The organism is Curvibacter soli (assembly GCF_029211125.1).
In the GTDB taxonomy this organism is placed as follows: domain Bacteria; phylum Pseudomonadota; class Gammaproteobacteria; order Burkholderiales; family Burkholderiaceae_C; genus Curvibacter_A; species Curvibacter_A soli.
In genome coordinates this window covers 73644-91122 of sequence record NZ_JARGEN010000026.1, presented here as the reverse complement: position 1 = coordinate 91122, position 17479 = coordinate 73644, and the positions used below count along the sequence as shown (strand labels likewise).

General features: G+C 68.4%; 19 protein-coding genes. 7 read left to right on the top strand and 12 right to left on the bottom strand.

Annotated elements, in window-relative coordinates:
* Positions 1-3 precede the first annotated feature (3 nt).
* Positions 4-612: an SCO family protein gene (locus PY257_RS06365; RefSeq protein ID WP_275740042.1), complete on the top strand. Its 609-nt coding sequence runs from the start codon at positions 4-6 to the stop codon at positions 610-612.
* A 19-nt stretch (positions 613-631) separates the two neighbouring features.
* Here the strand turns inward: PY257_RS06365 and PY257_RS06360 are convergent, their stop codons facing one another.
* From PY257_RS06360 to ftsY, 3 genes are all read right to left on the bottom strand, one after another.
* Complete coding sequence (locus tag PY257_RS06360; protein WP_419095663.1) at positions 632-1639, bottom strand: Bug family tripartite tricarboxylate transporter substrate binding protein; 1008 nt, start codon at positions 1637-1639, stop codon at positions 632-634.
* 110 nt (positions 1640-1749) lie between these two features.
* Positions 1750-2685 (bottom strand): RNA polymerase sigma factor RpoH, encoded by a 936-nt coding sequence (rpoH, locus tag PY257_RS06355; RefSeq protein ID WP_275740040.1) that lies wholly within the window; start codon positions 2683-2685, stop codon positions 1750-1752.
* A 198-nt stretch (positions 2686-2883) separates the two neighbouring features.
* Positions 2884-4152, bottom strand: coding sequence for a signal recognition particle-docking protein FtsY (gene ftsY / locus PY257_RS06350; protein WP_275740038.1), 1269 nt, complete (start codon positions 4150-4152; stop codon positions 2884-2886).
* 28 nt (positions 4153-4180) lie between these two features.
* Between ftsY and PY257_RS06345 the strand changes: the two genes are divergently transcribed.
* The 4 genes from PY257_RS06345 (at position 4181) to coaD (ending at position 8179) form a co-directional block, all read left to right on the top strand.
* Positions 4181-5581: a M16 family metallopeptidase gene (locus tag PY257_RS06345; RefSeq protein ID WP_275740036.1), complete on the top strand. Its 1401-nt coding sequence runs from the start codon at positions 4181-4183 to the stop codon at positions 5579-5581.
* Positions 5582-5689: 108 nt separating this feature from the next.
* Complete coding sequence (locus tag PY257_RS06340) at positions 5690-7045, top strand: M16 family metallopeptidase (protein WP_275740034.1); 1356 nt, start codon at positions 5690-5692, stop codon at positions 7043-7045.
* Positions 7042-7623, top strand: coding sequence for a 16S rRNA (guanine(966)-N(2))-methyltransferase RsmD (gene rsmD / locus PY257_RS06335; protein ID WP_275740032.1), 582 nt, complete (start codon positions 7042-7044; stop codon positions 7621-7623). The genes PY257_RS06340 and rsmD overlap by 4 nt, the downstream gene beginning before the upstream one ends.
* A gap of 55 nt (positions 7624-7678) precedes the next feature.
* Positions 7679-8179: a pantetheine-phosphate adenylyltransferase gene (gene coaD / locus PY257_RS06330; protein WP_275740030.1), complete on the top strand. Its 501-nt coding sequence runs from the start codon at positions 7679-7681 to the stop codon at positions 8177-8179.
* A 60-nt stretch (positions 8180-8239) separates the two neighbouring features.
* On the opposite strand, the gene PY257_RS06325 is transcribed toward coaD, so the two are convergent.
* From PY257_RS06325 to PY257_RS06305, 5 genes are all read right to left on the bottom strand, one after another.
* Positions 8240-9394, bottom strand: coding sequence for a zinc-binding metallopeptidase family protein (locus tag PY257_RS06325; RefSeq protein ID WP_275740028.1), 1155 nt, complete (start codon positions 9392-9394; stop codon positions 8240-8242).
* Positions 9395-9503: 109 nt separating this feature from the next.
* Positions 9504-9821, bottom strand: a complete 318-nt coding sequence (locus tag PY257_RS06320; RefSeq protein ID WP_275740026.1) for a BON domain-containing protein — start codon at positions 9819-9821, stop codon at positions 9504-9506.
* Positions 9822-10007: 186 nt separating this feature from the next.
* Positions 10008-10394, bottom strand: coding sequence for a hypothetical protein (locus tag PY257_RS06315; RefSeq protein WP_275740024.1), 387 nt, complete (start codon positions 10392-10394; stop codon positions 10008-10010).
* A gap of 198 nt (positions 10395-10592) precedes the next feature.
* Positions 10593-10757, bottom strand: coding sequence for a DUF1328 domain-containing protein (locus PY257_RS06310; RefSeq protein ID WP_275740022.1), 165 nt, complete (start codon positions 10755-10757; stop codon positions 10593-10595).
* Between the two features lie 201 nt (positions 10758-10958).
* Positions 10959-12344, bottom strand: a complete 1386-nt coding sequence (locus PY257_RS06305) for a CHASE3 domain-containing protein (protein WP_275740020.1) — start codon at positions 12342-12344, stop codon at positions 10959-10961.
* A 109-nt stretch (positions 12345-12453) separates the two neighbouring features.
* Here PY257_RS06305 and PY257_RS06300 point away from each other — a divergent pair, with 109 nt between their 5' ends.
* Positions 12454-13086 (top strand): response regulator, encoded by a 633-nt coding sequence (locus PY257_RS06300; protein ID WP_275740018.1) that lies wholly within the window; start codon positions 12454-12456, stop codon positions 13084-13086.
* 25 nt (positions 13087-13111) lie between these two features.
* Here the strand turns inward: PY257_RS06300 and PY257_RS06295 are convergent, their stop codons facing one another.
* The 4 genes from PY257_RS06295 to gpmA form a co-directional block, all read right to left on the bottom strand.
* Positions 13112-13483, bottom strand: a complete 372-nt coding sequence (locus tag PY257_RS06295) for a response regulator (protein ID WP_275740016.1) — start codon at positions 13481-13483, stop codon at positions 13112-13114.
* 239 nt (positions 13484-13722) lie between these two features.
* Positions 13723-14487, bottom strand: coding sequence for a HesA/MoeB/ThiF family protein (locus PY257_RS06290; protein ID WP_275740014.1), 765 nt, complete (start codon positions 14485-14487; stop codon positions 13723-13725).
* A 68-nt stretch (positions 14488-14555) separates the two neighbouring features.
* Positions 14556-16001 carry a S41 family peptidase gene (locus PY257_RS06285; protein WP_275740012.1) on the bottom strand — a complete coding sequence of 482 codons (1446 nt, stop codon included), beginning with the start codon at positions 15999-16001 and terminating at the stop codon, positions 14556-14558.
* A 108-nt stretch (positions 16002-16109) separates the two neighbouring features.
* On the bottom strand, positions 16110-16859 hold the full coding sequence (gpmA, locus tag PY257_RS06280) for a 2,3-diphosphoglycerate-dependent phosphoglycerate mutase (RefSeq protein WP_275740010.1): 750 nt from the start codon (positions 16857-16859) through the stop codon (positions 16110-16112).
* Positions 16860-16960: 101 nt separating this feature from the next.
* On the opposite strand from gpmA, the gene PY257_RS06275 reads away from it, so the two are divergent.
* Positions 16961-17374, top strand: coding sequence for a rhodanese-like domain-containing protein (locus PY257_RS06275; RefSeq protein WP_275740008.1), 414 nt, complete (start codon positions 16961-16963; stop codon positions 17372-17374).
* Positions 17375-17479: the final 105 nt, after the last annotated feature.

Genomic DNA, 17479 nt, shown 5'->3' with positions numbered 1-17479 from the left:
GCGATGCGCAAGCGTAATGCTCTTAAATTGATAGCTGCTTGCGCAGGAATATCAAGCGCTGCGGCCATTCTGAATGCATGTTCCAAGACGCCCGAGCAAAGCTTTCAAAGCGTGGACATCACGGGCGCCGAGTACGCCCGCGACTTCCGCCTGCCGGATTTCGACGGCCGCGAGCGCACGCTGGCGGACTTCAAGGGCAAGGCCGTCTTCGTGTTCTTCGGCTACACGCAGTGCCCCGACGTGTGTCCGACGACGCTGGCGGAACTGGCTGAAATCAAGCGCCAGTTGGGCCCCGACGGTGCGCGCCTGCAGGCGGTCTTCATCTCGGTGGACCCGGAGCGCGACACGCCCGAGGTGCTGAAGGCCTACATGGCCAGCTTCGACCCCGGTTTCATCGCCCTGCGGCCCACGCCAGAGCAACTCGTCGCGTTGGCCAAGGACTTCAAGCTCTACTACAAGAAGGTCGAAGGCAAGACACCCGGCAGCTACACCATGGACCATTCGGCGGGCAGCTACATCTATGACCCGCAGGGGCGGCTGCGGCTCTATGCGCGCTATGGCATGGGGGCGCAGGCGCTGGCGGGGGACATTGCCGCGCTGTTGCGTGGGTAACCCGCCGCAGGGGCGACGGTCATTGCGCCCGCAGGCCCTGTTCCCGGATCACCTGGCCCAGCACGGCGGTATCGGCCTCGATGCGGTTGGCCAGCCCCTCGGCATTGCTGCCGACGGTCTGCCAGCCCTGCTGGAACAGCTTGGTGCGGATGTCGGAATTGCGTGAGATCTCCACGAACAGTGCCGAGAGCCGTGCCACCAGTGCCCGCGGCATGGCGGCGGGTGCAGCGGCGGCGTTCCATATCTCCAGGTTGAAGTCGCGCACGCCGGCCTCGGCCAGACTGGCAAGCTCCGGCGCGAGGGTGCTGCGGCTGCCAGCGGTGACGCCGATGGCGCGCAGCTTGCCGGCGCGCGCCTGCGCCAGGGCCAGCGCGGGCGGCAGCAGGGCCAGTTGCAGTTCGCCGGCGATCATGGCGTTGGCCACCTGCGAGTAGCCGGGGTAGGGCACGTGCACGGGTTGGATGCCGGTGCGGGCCTTCAGCAGTTCCATGCCGATGTGGCCCACGGTGCCCACGCCGGGCGAACCGTAGCTCCAGCCGTCTCCCTCCGCGCGCGCGGCGTCGAGAAAAGCGTGCGCATCGGCGCCCGGCGCATGCTGCGGGGCGGCCAGCACCAGCGGTGAGACGCCGATCAGGCTGATGGGCTGCAGGTCGGTCAGCGGGTCGTAGGGCACCCGCGCATTGAGCAGGCGCGAGATGGTCATGTTGCCGTTGATCATCAGCCCGATGGTGTGGCTGTCCGTGGCCTTGGCCACGATGTCGGCGGCAATGTTGCCGCCCGCGCCCACGCGGTTCTCGACCACGACGGGCTGGCCCAGGGCCTTGGCGAGCGGGTCGGCGAAGGTGCGTGCCGTCAGGTCGGGGGAAGAGCCCCCCGGGAAGCCGACGACGATGCGCAGCGGCCGGGTGGGCCACGCGGGGCTGCCCGCCGCCTGGCTGTGCGTGGAGGCGAAAGGGCTGGCCATGGCGGCCAGCGCGGTGGCCAGCACGGCGCGCCGCGGTGGGGATGCGGGTGGGATGTTTTCCATGGGGCAGGTTGCAATGGGGGAAAGGAGTCCGCCCAAGACAAACCGCCTGGGCATGGGAGCAGCCGCAGGCGGTCGGGTTTGCAGGGGCGCGGAGGGGGCCGCAGGCGGGCTCAGGCGTAGGCGGCCAGCGCCTTTTTCATCTTCTTCATGGCCGCCGATTCGATCTGGCGGATGCGTTCGGCGCTCACCTTGTATTCGGCGGCCAGCTCGTGCAGCGTCATGCCGCCCGAGCCGTCGTCGTTGACCTTGAGCCAGCGCTCCTCCACGATGCGGCGGCTGCGCGGGTCCAGCTCGCCCAGGGCGGTGGCGATGCCGTCGGTGGCCAGCACGTCGCGCTGCTGCGATTCGATCATCGCGGTGGGCTCGTGGCTGCGGTCGGACAGGTAGGCGATCGGGCCGAACGCCTGCTCGCCGTCGTCGGACGGCGCCGGGTCGAGCAGCACGTCGCCGCCCGACAGGCGGGTTTCCATCTCGGTCACTTCCTCGCGCTTGACGTTGAGCCGCTCGGCCATCACGTCGATCTCATGCTCGCTCAGGACCTCGCGGTGCGCCTGCGCATCGGTCGTGTCGGCCTTGAAACCCTGCTTCATGGACCGAAGATTGAAGAACAGCTTGCGCTGCGCCTTGGTGGTCGCCACCTTGACCATGCGCCAGTTCTTCAGGATGTATTCGTGGATCTCGGCCTTGATCCAGTGCAGCGCGTAGCTCACCAGGCGCACACCCTGGTCGGGGTCGAAGCGCTTGACGGCCTTCATGAGGCCGATGTTGCCCTCCTGGATCAGGTCGCCGTGCGGCAGCCCGTAGCCCAGGTACTGGCGCGACACCGACACCACCAGGCGCAGGTGCGACATCACCAGCTTGCCGGCGGCCTCCAGGTCGTTGTCGTTCTTCAGCTTGCGGGCGTATTCCTGCTCCTCCTGCTGAGTGAGCATGGGCAGGCGGTTGACTGCCGAGATATAGGCGTCGAGGCTGCCCAAGGGCGGCACCAGCGCCCAGGCATTGACGGGAGCCAGGGCGGTAGTGGTGGATCCAGTGTGAACGGTCATTCCGGGGGTCCTTTCCTCTAACACTGCACTATGTTAGCACTCTCTTTGATGGAGTGCCAAGACAATGGTTCCCTCGGGTGGCAGACACTCGCCTCGCGCCGGCGCCAGGCCGTGGTCGATGCTCCTTGGGTTGCTCTCGATAAGACGCGGTGGTGGCGCCGTTTACGCCAACGCACTCGAAACAGACCGCCGGGGTTCTCAGGCCAGCAGCGCCTGGGCGAACTCGCGCGCGCTGAAGGTTTCCAGGTCTTCGAGCTTTTCGCCCACGCCGATGAAATAGACCGGCACGGGCCGCTCCTGTGCGATGGCCGCCAGCACGCCGCCCTTGGCCGTGCCGTCGAGCTTGGTGACGATCAGGCCCGTGAGTCCCAGCGCGTCGTCGAACGCCCGCACCTGGGCCAATGCGTTCTGGCCGGTGTTGCCGTCGATCACCAGCAGTACCTCATGGGGAGGGACATCGGCCCCCGCGCTCCGCGCCTCGCGTGGTTTGCTGCCCACCGGCGGCGGCTCGGCGCCGGCCTTGGCGATCGTGCGCTTGATCTTCTTCAATTCTTCCATCAGGTGCAGTTGCGTGGGCAACCGCCCGGCGGTATCGACCAGCACCACGTCCTTGCCGCGTGCCCTGCCGGCGGTCACGGCGTCGAAACTCACGGCCGCCGGGTCGCCGCCTTCCTGGCTCACGATCTCCACCATGTTGCGGTCGGCCCATACGCCGAGTTGCTCGCGCGCGGCGGCGCGGAAGGTGTCGGCCGCCGCCAGGATCACGCTCGCGCCTTCGTCCGCCAGGTGCCTGGTCAGCTTGCCGATGGAGGTCGTCTTGCCCGCGCCGTTCACCCCCGCCACCATGATGACGGTCGGCGTGTGCGCGCCGATCACCAGCGGCTTTTCCAGCGGCTGCAGCAGTTCGGCGATGGCGTCGGCCAGCAGACCCTTCACGGCGGCGGGCTCGGTGGCGCGGGCCTCCTTCACGCGGCGCTTCAGGTCGTCGAGCAGGTGCTGCGTGGCCTTCACGCCGGTGTCGGCCATCAGCAGCGCGGTTTCCAGCTCTTCATACAGCGCATCGTCGATCTGTGTGCCGGTGAACACCGTGGCAATGCTGGAGCCGGTCTTGCGCAGGCCCGCGCGCAGCCGGTCGAGCCAGCCTTTGCGCCCGGCGGGCGGCTCCAGGGCGGGTGCGGGTGCATCCGCATCCACGGCAGGGGCCGCCGTCTTGGCGAACGGGTTGCGCAGCCAGCCGCCCGCGCCGGAGGGCGAAGGCGCGGGGGCGGCAGGTGCAGGTGCAGGTGCAGGTGCAGGTGCAGGTGCAGGTGCAGGTGCAGGTGCAGGTGCAGGTGCAGGTGCAGGTGCAGGTGCAGGTGCAGGTGCAGGTGCAGGTGCAGGTGCAGGGACGGGGACGGGGGCGGGGGCGGGTGCCGGCGGCGCCGCGGGGGTTGCGGGCGGCGGCTTTTTCTTGAAAAAACTGAACATCGGGCGGTTCTTAGAATCGCACTATTCTATGAAACGCGCCTTTTCCACTCTGGCCCTGCTGGCAAGCCTTGCCGCGGGCGCCCATGCCGGGGCGTCCGCCGCCCCGCCCGCCGTCGAGCAGTTCACGCTCTCCAACGGCCTCACCGTCATCGTCAAGCCTGACCGCCGCGCGCCCACGGCGGTCAACATGCTCTGGGTGCGCGTGGGCGCCATGGACGAGGTGGACGGCACCTCGGGCGTGGCCCACGTGCTGGAGCACATGATGTTCAAGGGCTCGGCCAGCGTGCCGCCGGGCCAGTTCTCGCGCCGCGTGGCCGCGCTCGGCGGGCGCGAGAACGCCTTCACCGGCCGCGACAACACCGGCTTCTACCAGCAGATCCCCGCCGCCCGGCTCGAGGACGTGATGCGCCTGGAGGCCGACCGCTTCGCCCACAACCAGTGGCCCGACGAGGAGTTCGCCAAGGAGATCGAGGTCGTCAAGGAAGAGCGCCGCATGCGCACCGAGGACAGCCCCCGCGCCCTGCTGCACGAGGCGCTGAACGCGGCGGTGTTCATGGCCTCGCCCTACCACCGCCCCATCGTGGGCTGGATGGGCGATCTCGACGCCATGGCGCCCGACGACGTGCGCAACTTCTACCGCCAGTGGTACGTGCCCGCCAACGCCGCCGTGGTCGTGGCCGGCGACGTGGATGCCGCCGAGGTGCGGCGCCTGGCCGAGAAGTACTACGGCGCCATTCCCGCGCGCGCGCTGCCGGTGCGCAAGCCGCGCCCCGAGCCCGCGCAGGCGGGGCTGCGCCGCGTCTGGCTCAAGGCGCCGGCGGAGCAGGCCTACGTCGCCATGGCCTTCAAGGTGCCGCAGCTCACCGCCATCGAGCGGCCCGCCGCCGCCGACGACGAGGCGCTGGCACTCACGGTGCTGGCCGCCGTGCTCGACGGCTACGAGGGCTCGCGGCTGGACCGTGCGCTCACCCAGGGTGCCGACCGCGTGGCCGACAGCGCGGGGGCCTCCAACGGGCTGCTCGGGCGCGGGCCGCAGTTGTTCTGGCTGACCGGCGTGCCCGCGCCCGGCAAGACGCCCGAGCAGGTGCAAGCCGCGCTGCGCGCCGAGGTGGCCCGCATCGCCCGCGACGGCGTGAGCGAAGCCGAGCTGGCCCGCGTCAAGACCCAGTGGGTGGCGAGCCAGGTCTATGACCGCGACGCGGTCTTCAGCCAGGCGCAGGAGCTGGGCAGCTACTGGGTGCAGGGCCTGCCGCTCGACACGGGCGACCGCATCATCGAGCGCCTGCGGCAGGTCGGCGCCGCGCAGGTGCAGGCCGTGGCGGCCAAGTACTTCGGCGACGACCAGCTCACCGTCGGCACCCTGGTGCCCCAGCCGGTGGAGGCGGGCCGCCGCCGCGCCACCACCATGCCCGCCGACGCCATGAGATGAAACAACCCCCCAAGCGGCTGCGCCGCTGGGCTGGGTTGCGCCGGTTTCGAGCGGCGCGGGTCGCGCCAATAGCGTGGCCGAAGACTGGGCGCAACAAGAAGGAAAACCATGACGTTTACTATTAAAAAGATAGCTGCTACCGCAGGTATTGTCTGCGCTGGAGCCGTTTTTCATATGCAAGCCGCGTGGGCCGCGCTGCCCATCGCGCACTGGGTGCGGCAAAGCGGCGCGCAGGTCTACTTCGTGGAGAGCCCGACGATCCCGATGGTCGATGTGCAGATCGACTTCGACGCCGGCAGCCGCCGCGACCCCGCGCCCCAGGCCGGGCTGGCCGATGCCGTGGCCGATATGGCCGACAAAGGCGTGCGCGAGAGCGGCGCCGGCCCGGCGCTCGACGAGAACGCGCTCGGCGAAGCCTGGGCCGACCTCGGCGCGTCCTTCGGCGCCTCCGCCGACGGCGACCGCATGAGCTTCGCGCTGCGCTCGCTGACCGATCCGGCCCTGCTCGACCGCGCCGCGCAACTGGCCGCGCGCCAATTGGGCGAGCCGGCGTTTCCCGACGCGGTGTGGCTGCGCGAGCGCGAGCGCATCGCCGCCGCGCTGAAGGAGGCGCGTACCCGCCCGGCCACCGTGGCCAGCCAGGCGTTTGCCGAGGCGGTGTACGGTGGCCACCCCTACGGCTACCAGACCACGCCCGAGACGTTGGCGCGCATCGCCACCGCCGACATGCGCGCCGCCCATGCGCGTCTCATCCTGGCGTGCCGGGCCAAGGTCAGCATCGTCGGCGCCCTCACGCGCACGCAGGCCGACGGGCTGGCCGCCACGCTGCTGTCGCGCCTGCCGCAGCCCGCGGACGGCGCCTGCCCCGCGCTGCCCGCCGTGGCAGAGGTGCCGCCGCTGGCCGCCGCGCGCGACATCCGCATCCCGTTCGACGCCGCGCAGGCCCAGGTGCTGATCGGCCAGCCCGGCTACAAGCGCAGCGACCCGGACTTCTTCGCGCTGCTCGTGGGCAACTACACCCTGGGCGGCGGCGGCTTCGTCTCGCGGCTCACGGAGGAAGTGCGCGAGAAGCGGGGCCTGAGCTACAGCGTCTACAGCTACTTCGCCCCGGGCCTGCATGCGGGCGCCTTCATGGTCGGCCTGCAGACGCGGCCCGACCAGGCCGCCCAGGCCGTGGAGGTGGCGCGCGGCGTGGTGGCGCGCTTCGTGGCCGACGGCCCCAGCGAGGCCGAGCTGCGCGCCGCCAAGGACAACCTGGTGGGCGGCTTCGCGCTGCGCATCGACAGCAACCGCAAGCTGCTCGACAACGTGGCCAACATCGCCTGGAACGGCCTGCCGCTGGACTACCTGGACCACTGGACGCAGCGCGTCGAGCAGGTCACGGCGGCCGACGTGCGCGCCGCCTTCGCGCGCAAGCTGCAGCCGCAGAAGATGGTCACCGTGGTGGTGGGGGGCCAGCCGTGAGCGCCGCGCCGGCGCGGCGCGCAGGCGCTGGCGAGGTGCGCATCATCGGCGGCCAATGGCGCCGCACGCGCCTGCCCGTGGCCGACCGGCCCGGCCTGCGCCCCACGCCCGACCGCGTGCGCGAGACGCTGTTCAACTGGCTGGGCCAGGACCTGGCGGGCTGGCGCTGCATCGACGCCTTCGCCGGCACCGGCGCGCTGGGCTTCGAGGCGGCGTCGCGCGGCGCCGCCCAGGTGCTGCTGGTCGAGCAGGACGCGGCGCTGGCAGCGGGCCTGCGGGCGCTGCGCGCGCGGCTAGACGCCGCGGCGGTCACCGTGCGGCGCGGCGACGGCGTGGCGGCCCTGCGCGCGGCGGCGCCCGGCTCCGTCGATCTGGTGCTGCTGGACCCGCCGTTCGGCGCGGCGCTGTTCGCGCCCGCGCTGGCCGCCGCGGCGCCCGGCGTGAAGCCCGGCGGCTGGATATACCTGGAAGCGCCGCTCGCCTGGGGCGATGCCGAACTGCGGCCCTTCGGCCTGGCGCTGCATCGCCACCTGCGCGCGGGCGCGGTGCATGCCCACCTGCTGGAGCGCACTGCATAATGCGCCCGAACAGGCCTGGACCCCGCCAGCGCCTGCACCGAGGAGACCCTAGCCCATGGCCCAGAAAGTGATCGCCGTCTATCCCGGAACCTTCGACCCCATGACCCTGGGCCATGAGGACGTGGTGCGCCGCGCCACGCAGTTGTTCGAGCAGGTGGTCGTCGCCGTGGCCGCGGGGCACCACAAGAAGACGATGTTCAGCCTGCAGGAGCGCATCGACATGGTGCGCGAGGCGGTGGCGCCCTATGCGCAGGTGCAGGTGGAGAGCTTCTCGGGCCTGCTGCGCGACTTCGTGGTGGCCCGTGGCGGCAAGGCCATGGTGCGCGGCCTGCGCGCGGTGACCGACTTCGACTACGAGTTCCAGTTGGCCGGCATGAACCGCAGCCTCATGCCCGAGGTGGAGACGGTGTTCCTCACGCCGAGCGACAAATACCAGTTCATCAGCAGCACCTTCGTGCGCGAGATCGCCATGCTGGGCGGCGAGGTGGACAAGTTCGTCTCGCCCCAGGTGCAGCAGCGCCTGGCCGACAAGGTGCGCAGCCTCGGGCGCGCCTGAGCCCCCCGTCCTTGAACAAAATGCATACTCCTGGGGAGTATGCATGTGGTTATCGCGGATTCATTGCGGTGGCTGGGTGGTTGGTGGGGGAGTATATGCTGCGCCGACCTCGGACTGCGCGGCCACGACCGGGTGGGCCGCCTCTGCCACCACGTCGTGCACATGGCACAGCTTGTCGAGCACGCGCGCGGGCAGTGCGAACGGGTAGGCGTCCTCCTGGCCCAGGCTGCGATTCAGACTGTTGAGCATCAGCGTGAGGGGCACCCACTGGCGCACCAGCGCGTCGAACGGCAGGGGCGGGTCGGAGAACGGGTTGCCCACGCGCGTGCCGGCATCCGGCGCATCGCCGGGCACCACCACGGTGGTCTGGTAGGCCCAGGCGGTTTCCAGCAGGTCCACCATGTGCAGGTAGTGCGCCCAGGTCTCGGCCCAGTCTTCCCAGGGGTGGGAGGCGGCGTAGAAACTCACGTGGTCGTCCTGCCAGGCGGCGCTGCCGGGCGTGCGTGCGTAGTGGGCCCGCAGGGCCTGGGCGTAGTCCTGCGACTCGTCGCCGAAGACGGCGCGGAAGGATTCGGTGCGGCCCTGGTCGCGGATCAGCCGGTCCCAGTAGAAGTGCCCGGATTCGTGCCGCAGGTGGCCCAGCAGCGTGCGGTAGGGCTCGTGCAGCGCCACGCGCCGGCGCACGCGCTCGTCGTCGTCGGCCTCGGCGATGTTGAGTGTGATCACGCCGTCGGCGTGGCCCGTCATCACCGGCTCCGTACCCGGCTGGTCGGCCAGGAATTCATAGACCGGGTTGGGCACCGGGCCTTGCCCCGCAGCGGCGGCCAGCCCGAGCCGCGCCAGACTGTAGAACAGGCGCCGCTTGGCCACCTCGATGCGGTACCAGCGCTGCCGGTTCTCTGGCTGTGACAGGTCGGGCAGCAGGCGAGTCTGCCGGCACGAGATGCACAGGGGGTTGTCGTCTTCCATGGGCACGGCGAAGTTGCAGGCCTGGTAGGCATCGTGGTTGTGGCACATGCGCCAGCGCCGCGCATCGGGTGCGCCCGCATCGCTCGAACGCGTGAACAGCGCGGGCGCGGCGTTGCCATCGGCGGCGGCCAGGGCCGCCACCAGGAAAAGGTCAGGCAGATAGCCCAGCTTGCAGCCGCAGTGCAGGCACTGCACGTTCTCGAAGAAGACGGGATACCCGCAGTTGTCGCAGTTGAATACGCGCATACACGTGCCTGGCAGAAAAGGCAACAAAAAGGCAAGGCGCGGAAGGGTCCGGCCTTGCCCAGGCGATGTCCGCCAGGCCAGGGCCCGGCGGACTGCGAGTCAGCGGGCTTTAAGGGCGCACGACGATGTCGTTGCGCACGCTGCGCACGTTCTTGGTTTCGCGCGCGATCTGCTCGGCGCGGTTCTTTTCGGCCTGCGACTTGGCGAAGCCCGAGAGCTGCACCGTGCCGTTGAGCGTTTCCACGCTGATGGAAGTGGTGGCGACGGTCTTGTCGTCGGCGTACTTGGCCTTGATGGATGTGGTGATGCCCGCGTCATCCACGTAGCTGCCCAAGGTCTCCTGGTTGCGCGCGACGGCGCAGCCGGTGGCGGTGATGACGGTGATGCCGGCCATGGCGGCAAAGGCGATTGCACGAGCGTATTGCATGGAGTTTCCTCTTGAGTATTGCATGGTGTTTTCTCTGGGTGCGTTGCAGGGATTGGTTTGTCGGGGGGCGTAGTGATGAAGGGCCCGCCGCGGACTGTACCCCCCTGCCGCGCGGCGAACTGTCTGGAATCGGGGCGCTTCAGCGCTGCGCCTCAAGCGGAGCGTCAGCGTCCGGCATGGGCGGCATCAGTCGCGGCGGCGCGCCGCCATCATGACCACGGCGGTCAGGGCGGCGCCTGCCGCGGCGGCGATCAGGGCCGACTTCAGGGGCCGCGCGGCCACGTAGCGGCCCGTGGCATCGGAATAGCCATTGAGCTGCCGCCGTGCGCGGCTGGCGGCATCGGCGTAGTACCCGAGTCCGCGCTCGACGAGATGCTCGGCCCTGGCGGCCAGCCGGTCGATCGCGGGGTCGACCTCGCAGCGGATGCCCCGTACCTTGTCGCCCGCGCGTTCGAGCGAGTCGTTGGTGAAGACGCGGGTGGATTCCACCGCTTCTTCGGCGCTCTGGAGGGCGCTGTCGGCCAGGTGGCGCGCGGTGGCTGCGGCCTTGGATGTGGATGCGGATGTGGTCATGAAGGTTGTCCTTGGATGGTGTGTGGCGCGTGGCGGCTAGTGCAGTGTTCGATGCTTGGCGGCACCAATAAAAGCGATGCGTTTTGGCGCAGGGCAAGGCGCAAACCGCAGCGATAGCCGTCGCTATCGCGAGGATTTGCAACGCCGCCATGCGTCAAAAGGCGCGGTTTTATGTGCTGCTTGGCGTTGAACACTGCACTAGCCCTTGCGGATGATGCTTGCCAGGAAGCTGAGCACGGCCAGCACCACGAAAACGAAGAACAGTATCTTGGCGATGCCGACTGCGCCCGCAGCGATTCCGCCGAAGCCGAAAATCGCTGCAATGAGCGCAATCACGAGGAAAACCACGGCGTAGTGCAGCATGTTCATCTCCTTGCTTGCGGTTGTGGGGCAAGCCCCTGGTTTGCGGAGTTCGGCCTAGCCAATCACCTGAAGCCCAAGGTTATCGATGGGAGCGGGAAACCTGCATCGGCAGTGGGCCCTTTCCGGTGTCAGTGCTACCAGCGCTCGGCTGTAGGAGGATGCCGACTGCGCGGGCAGCGGCTGGTCTTACTGGTTATAAATCTAGGCGGCTTCGGCGGGCTCGGCAGCGGTTTTGCCGGCGCTGGACGCCAGACGCGGAATGTGGGCCGTGATCGTCGTGCCCTGCCCGATGGCCGACCTGATGGCGATGCGCCCGCCCGCCGCCTCCACGCGGTGGCGCATGCCCGCCAGGCCATAGGCGCTGGGCGTCATGGTGGAGGGGTCGAAGCCCTGGCCATCGTCGCGCACCTTCACGTCCACGTGGCCGCTGTAGCCGTGCATGGTGACCGTGATGTGCGATGCCTGGGCATACTTGCCGATGTTGGTCAGCGCTTCCTGCACGATGCGGTAGATCGTCAGTTGCGAGGCGTCCGATAGCCCATCGACCGGCTCCAGGTTGACATCCATGGCGATGCCCGAGCGCTCGGCGAATTCGCGCGTGAGGATTTCCAGCGACGCGACCAGCCCCAGGTGCGTCAGCGACGAGGGGCGCAGGTCCTCGATGATGCGGCGCTTGAGGGCGATGCCGCTGTTGAGCGTCTCGGTCAGGTGCTGCAGGCGCTCGACGATCTCGGGCACGGCCCCGATCTTGGACTTGAGCCGCGCCACGTCGAGTTTGGCGGCGGTGAGCAGGGAGCCGAGTTCGTCGTGCAACTCGCGCGCGAGGTGGCCCCGCTCGTCCTCGCGCACCTGCTGCAGGTGGGTGGCCAGCTCCGCCAGTGCGGCGGTGCGCTGGCGCACGAGTTCTTCGAGGCGGTCGCGCTCGTGTTCGAGCGCCTGCTGCTCGCGCTGCACGGCCTGGGCGAGCGCCAGCGTCTGGCGCAGGTACATGTAGAAGGCCAGCAGGCCGACCACGGCCACGATGGCGATGCCGATGCGCGCAATCTGCAGCGCCTGCGAAACCTGCTGCTGGCCCAGCGCCATCTGGCCGCTGCTGCGCGCGATGAGCTGGTTCGACTGCTCGCGGATGGCGTCCATGTGTTCCTTGCCCACGTCGGTGGTCAGGACGAACTTCCATGCATCCTCGTTGCCCTGCTTGCGCATGCGCACGCTGAGTTCCATCTCGGCGAGCTTGCGCGATACGTGGCCGGCGAGCAGCGAGAACTCGCGCTGGGCGTCCGCGCTGTCCGAGAAATCCCGGCGCAGCACCTCGACGTTGTCGTTGATGCGGGTGACCGCGACGTTGTAGGGCTCCAGGTACCGGTTGTCGCCCGTCAGCAGGAAGCCGCGCTGGCCTGTCTCCGCGTCCAGCACGTACTGCAGCAGGTGGTTGAGCGCCGCCCGCGTCTCCTGGGTGCGCACCATCTCGCGCACCGCCGCCGTGGACTGCATGTAGCCGGTCTCGTTGATGGCGATCAGGGCCGCGGCGGCGAGCGCCGCAAGGGGCAGGCTGAAGGCCATTCTGGAAAGTGAGGTGAACCAGCGCATGCGGAACTCCAAAAAACATTCATCGGCAATAATCGAAAATCGGGCGCCAGGCATGCATGCATGCGGTGCTGTGTGCCAAGATGGCATCTTTCTGCAGAAAGTGACCGAGATGATCAAGATCGGAATCGTGGACGACCATGCCATTGTCCGCTCGGGACTCAAGCAGTTCTTCGCCGATCATGTCGATCTGCGCGTGGTGGGCGAGGCGGCCAACGGGCGCGAGGCCATCGACCTCGTGCGCAACGCCGAGATGGACGTGCTGCTCATGGACCTGTCGATGCCGGGCCAGAGCGGGCTGGACGTGCTGGCGATGATCCGCGCCAAGGCGCCCGACGTCGGCATTCTCATCCTGAGCGGCTATCCCGAAGAGCACTATGCGATGAACATGATCCGCCAGGGAGCGAGCGGCTATCTGAACAAGGAATGTGATCCGATGGAGATCGTCAACGCCATCCGCACCATCGCGCTGGGCCGCCGCTACATCACGCCTTCGGTGGCCGACCTGCTGGCCCAGCAGCTCAATCGCAAGGAAGACGCGCTGCCGCACGAACTGCTGTCCGAGCGCGAGTTCCAGGTGTTCCTGAAGCTCGCCAAGGGCGAGACGGCGGGCGACATCGCCAAGGCCCTCTCGCTGAGTGTGAAGACGGTGAGCACCTACCGCACGCGGCTCATGGAGAAAATGAATCTTGCGTCCAACAGCGACCTGACCTACTACGCGCTGAAGAACAAGCTGATCGATTGATTTCCCCAGGCCGCAGGCGCGGTTTTCACGCGCCGTGCTGCGCGCAGTAGTCGACCAGCGCGTCGATCTCGTTGGACTTGTCGAATACCGCGTCCACCCCTAGCTGCGCACAGCGCGCACGGATGTCCGCGGTCGCGTAGTTGCTCAGCACCACCACCTTCTGCGCGGGCTGCCGGTCGCGGCAGGCAGCCACGATGCCCAGGCCGCTGCCCTGTTTCAGGAACAGATCCACGATGGCGAGATCCCAGGCGTCGCTGTGGCTTTGCAGCCAGGACGTGCCGTCCCTCTCCGATTCAGCCACCCCCACCAGCCGTATCGACGCCAGATCCTCCAGCGTATCGACCAGGTTTTCGCGGATGGTGGCGTTGTCCTCGACGATGTAGGTTCTCAGTCCCACGGTGCATCCCAACGCGCGCTCCATGCCATTCCGGATGTCGGTTCGCGCATCGGGATGTGCCATATGGGGAAGCTGGATTCCATGTCGATGGGTGGGTGAATGTCTCTGAATGTAGGGTTTCGTGCGGCACGATTCTGCCAGCGGCCAAGGTCGCTGCGTGTCGGACAATTCTTACGCTGCCTGGCATGGCATCGGCAGGTTCTTTGCCGCCCCGCGTAGGCGGGCGCTGACGGATGAACCTATGCCGTTTCCCGGTGCTGTGTGCCGCACACCGGGCACAGCGGATCGCGCGGCACCGTCAGCGTGGTCCATTCCGACGACAGGGCGTTGAAGAGCATGAGCCGCCCCTGCAGTCCGCCGGGCAGGCCCGCCGCGATCTTCAGCGCCTCCGCCGCCTGCATGCTGCCGATGACGCCGACCAGCGGCGCGAAGACGCCCAGGGTCGCGCAGCGCGTTTCCTCGAATGCGGCATCGGGCGGGAAGATGCAGGCATAGCAGGGCGAGGCGGCATCGCGGCTGTCGCAGACCGTGATCTGCCCATCGAAGCGGATGGCGGCGCCTGCAACCAGCGGCACGCGGTGCCGCACGCAGGCGGCATTGACGGCATGGCGCGTGGCGTAGTTGTCGCTGCAGTCGATGACCACCGTCGCCTGCGGCACCCATTCGTCGAGCAGGGCCGCATCGGCGCGCGCCCGCAGGGCCCGCACATCCGCCTGCGGATTGATGGCGTGGATGCCGTGCCGCGCGGATTCCACCTTGGGCTGGCCCTCGCGGTCGAGCGTGTGGGCGATCTGGCGCTGCAGGTTGGTGAGGTCGACCGTGTCGTCGTCCACCAGGGTGATGCGGCCCAGCCCCGCCGAGCCCAGGTACAAGGCCACCGGCGAACCCAGCCCGCCGGCGCCGACGACCAGCGCGTGCGCGCGCAGCAGCGCCTCCTGCCCCTCGATGCCGATCTCGTCGAGCAGGATGTGGCGCGAATAGCGCAATAGCTGGTGGTCGTCCATGGGCACGAATGAAAAACGGCCACGCCATTCCTTTGCGGGAATGCGTGGCCGCTGCGCGGTACGCGGGATCAGTTTTCTTTCTTGACCTCTTCCTTGCGCTCCACCTGCGTCTTGCTGAGCAGCACGGGGCGGCCCTTGAGCTGGTTGAGCGCCTGGGCGAGCTGGAAGTCCTTGTCGTTGCCGTATTCGGGCGGCTGGCGGTTCTCGGCTACCGGCTTCTTCTTGGCTTCTTCCTCCAGTTGCTTGCGGGCTTCCTCGCGGGCCTTGTCGCGCTCGGGGTCTTTCTCCTCGGCGCCCTGGCCGCTGCTCAGGTGCTTTTCAAGGTCGGCCTCGCGCATGCGCAGCGCCGCGAATACGTTGCCCTCGGGCGTTTCGTCGACCATCACGTCGGGCACGATGCCCTTGGCCTGGATCGATCTGCCGCTGGGCGTGTAGTAGCGTGCGGTGGTCAGCTTCAGGCCGGTGTCGGGCCCCAGGGGACGCACCGTCTGCACAGAGCCCTTGCCGAAGGTCTGGCTGCCCAGCAGGGTGGCGCGCTTGTGGTCCTGCAGCGCGCCCGCGACGATCTCGCTGGCCGAGGCGGAGCCTTCGTTGACCAGCACCACCAGCGGCACGGTCTTGAGCGCTGCGGGCAGGCGCTTGAGCGGGTCGCCGCCCAGGCCGCGCTGGTAGAACTCGGGCGCGGCCTTGTAGATGAACTTGCTTTCGGCCAACTGGCCGTCGGTGGACACCACGGTCACGTTTTCCGGCAGGAAGGCGGCGGATACGGCCACCGCCGAGTCGAGCAGGCCGCCCGGGTCGTTGCGCAGGTCGAGCACCAGGCCCTTGAGCTGGGGCTCTTCCTTGTAGATCTCTTCGACCTTGCGCACGAAGTCGTCCACCGTGCGCTCCTGGAACTGCGTCAGGCGGATCCACGCGTAGCCGGGCTCGACCACTTTGCCCTTGACGGACTGGGTCTTGATCTCCTCGCGCGTGATGGTCACGGGGAAGGATCGGTTCTCGTCCTTGCGGAAGATCGTGAGCGTGACTTTGGTGGCGGGCTCTCCGCGCATGCGCTTGACCGCATCGCCGAGCGCCAGGCCCTTGACTGCCGTGTCGTCGATCTTGGTGATCAGGTCGCCGGGCTTGAGGCCGGCGCGGAAGGCGGGCGAGCCTTCGATGGGCGAGACGATTTTGATCAGGCCGTCTTCCTGGCTGATCTCGATGCCCACGCCGACGAAGCGGCCCGTCGTGCCTTCGCGGAATTCCTTGAACGACTTCTTGTCGAAGTACTGCGAATGCGGATCCAGGCTGGCGACCATGCCGGAGATGGCGTCGGTGACGAGCTTCTTGTCGTCCACCGGCTCCACGTAGTCGCTCTTGATCATGCCGTAGACCGCTGCGAACTGCTGCAGCTCTTCCAGCGGCAGGGGGGCCATGGCGCCACGCGCCACCGTTTGCAGCGACACCGTGGTGAGCGCGCCGGCCACCACGCCAATGGAAACCCAGCCCGCGATCTTCAGTTTGTGACCCATATACCCGCAACCTTTACGGCTTCAATATACACCTTGGCTTGGTGCCGCATATCCCGTGCCAGTTCCGTGGCAGTCCGCTTTTCTTGCGGGGCGTTACAAGCGCGGCTTTCAGCGCGCCGGCCTGCCCTGCGCCGCCACGGCGGCAGCGGCACGGGCGGCGGCCTCGGCGTCGCCCAGGTAGTAGTGGCGCAGCGGCTGGAGCGCCGCATCTAGCTCGTAGACCAGCGGAATGCCGTTGGGGATGTTCAGGCCCACGATGTCGCTTTCCGAGACGCTGTCCAGGTACTTGACGAGCGCGCGGATGGAGTTGCCGTGCGCCGCCACCACCACGCGTTGGCCGGCGCGGATGGCGGGGGCCATCGCCTCGTTCCAGAACGGCAGCACGCGCGCCACGGTGTCCTTCAGGCATTCGGTCAGCGGGAACTCGGCGGCCGGCAGGTCGGCGTAGCGGCGGTCGCCGCGCTCGCTGCGCGGGTCGGCGGCGTCGAGCGCGGGCGGCGGCGTGTCGTAGCTGCGGCGCCAGGCCAGCACCTGCGCGTCGCCGTACTGCTTGGCCATCTCGGCCTTGTTCAGGCCCTGCAGCGCGCCGTAGTGGCGTTCGTTGAGGCGCCATGAGTGCGTCACCGGCAGCCAGGTGCGGTCCATCTCGTCGAGCACGTGCCACAGGGTGCGGGTAGCGCGCTTGAGCACGCTGGTGAACGCCAGGTCGAAGTCATAGCCTTCGGCGTGCAGCAGCCGGCCCGCGCTCTTGGCCTGCTCCACGCCCGCAGGGGTCAGGTCCACGTCGGTCCAGCCGGTGAACCGGTTTTCGAGGTTCCAGGTGGATTCGCCGTGGCGGATCAGGACGAGCTTGTACATGGCGGTATGGGAGTGATGCGCGCGGTTCAACAGCCCGCCATTCTAGAGGGCGGCACGCCCTAGAATCCCACGGTTTGCCACCTTCCCGAAAGACCACCCCAGTGAAATTCATCATCGACAACTGGCTGCTCATCGCCATCGCCATCGCCTCGGGCGGCATGCTGCTCGTGCCGGTGCTGCGCGGGGCCGCCGTGAGCGGCGCGCTGAGCGCCGCGCAGGCCGTGCAACTGATCAACCGCGAGAAGGCCGTGGTCATCGACGTGCGCGAGGCCGACGAATACGCCGCCGGTCACGTGGGCGGCGCGAAGAACGTGCCGCTGGACCAGTTGGAATCGCAACTGCCTGCGGCGGTGAAGAACAAGGCCCTGCCCGTCATCCTGGTCTGTGCGACCGGCAGGCGCGCCGCGCGCGCCCTGGGCGTGGCCAGGAAACTCGGCTACGAGAAGGCCCAAGTGCTCGGCGGCGGGCTGAAATCGTGGAAAGAAGAGGCTAACCTGCCCGTCGAAAAGGCCTGAGCCGAGATTGTCCCTTAGGCGGCCCCGAACCTACGCGGGTGTTGGCGGACGATTCGCGGCCATTTTGGCCCCTGCTTCGGCGGCAATGGCAGGGCTATTGCCTTC

Bases quoted from the DNA above. Each gene is read 5' to 3' on its own strand.
- PY257_RS06365 (WP_275740042.1), top strand. From the start codon at position 4: ATGCGCAAGCGTAATGCTCTTAAATTGATAGCTGCTTGCGCAGGAATA.
- PY257_RS06360 (WP_419095663.1), bottom strand. From the start codon at position 1,639: ATGGAAAACATCCCACCCGCATCCCCACCGCGGCGCGCCGTGCTGGCC.
- rpoH (WP_275740040.1), bottom strand. From the start codon at position 2,685: ATGACCGTTCACACTGGATCCACCACTACCGCCCTGGCTCCCGTCAAT.
- ftsY (WP_275740038.1), bottom strand. From the start codon at position 4,152: ATGTTCAGTTTTTTCAAGAAAAAGCCGCCGCCCGCAACCCCCGCGGCG.
- PY257_RS06345 (WP_275740036.1), top strand. From the start codon at position 4,181: ATGAAACGCGCCTTTTCCACTCTGGCCCTGCTGGCAAGCCTTGCCGCG.
- PY257_RS06340 (WP_275740034.1), top strand. From the start codon at position 5,690: ATGACGTTTACTATTAAAAAGATAGCTGCTACCGCAGGTATTGTCTGC.
- coaD (WP_275740030.1), top strand. From the start codon at position 7,679: ATGGCCCAGAAAGTGATCGCCGTCTATCCCGGAACCTTCGACCCCATG.
- PY257_RS06325 (WP_275740028.1), bottom strand. From the start codon at position 9,394: ATGCGCGTATTCAACTGCGACAACTGCGGGTATCCCGTCTTCTTCGAG.
- PY257_RS06320 (WP_275740026.1), bottom strand. From the start codon at position 9,821: ATGCAATACGCTCGTGCAATCGCCTTTGCCGCCATGGCCGGCATCACC.
- PY257_RS06315 (WP_275740024.1), bottom strand. From the start codon at position 10,394: ATGACCACATCCGCATCCACATCCAAGGCCGCAGCCACCGCGCGCCAC.
- PY257_RS06310 (WP_275740022.1), bottom strand. From the start codon at position 10,757: ATGCTGCACTACGCCGTGGTTTTCCTCGTGATTGCGCTCATTGCAGCG.
- PY257_RS06305 (WP_275740020.1), bottom strand. From the start codon at position 12,344: ATGCGCTGGTTCACCTCACTTTCCAGAATGGCCTTCAGCCTGCCCCTT.
- PY257_RS06300 (WP_275740018.1), top strand. From the start codon at position 12,454: ATGATCAAGATCGGAATCGTGGACGACCATGCCATTGTCCGCTCGGGA.
- PY257_RS06290 (WP_275740014.1), bottom strand. From the start codon at position 14,487: ATGGACGACCACCAGCTATTGCGCTATTCGCGCCACATCCTGCTCGAC.
- PY257_RS06285 (WP_275740012.1), bottom strand. From the start codon at position 16,001: ATGGGTCACAAACTGAAGATCGCGGGCTGGGTTTCCATTGGCGTGGTG.
- gpmA (WP_275740010.1), bottom strand. From the start codon at position 16,859: ATGTACAAGCTCGTCCTGATCCGCCACGGCGAATCCACCTGGAACCTC.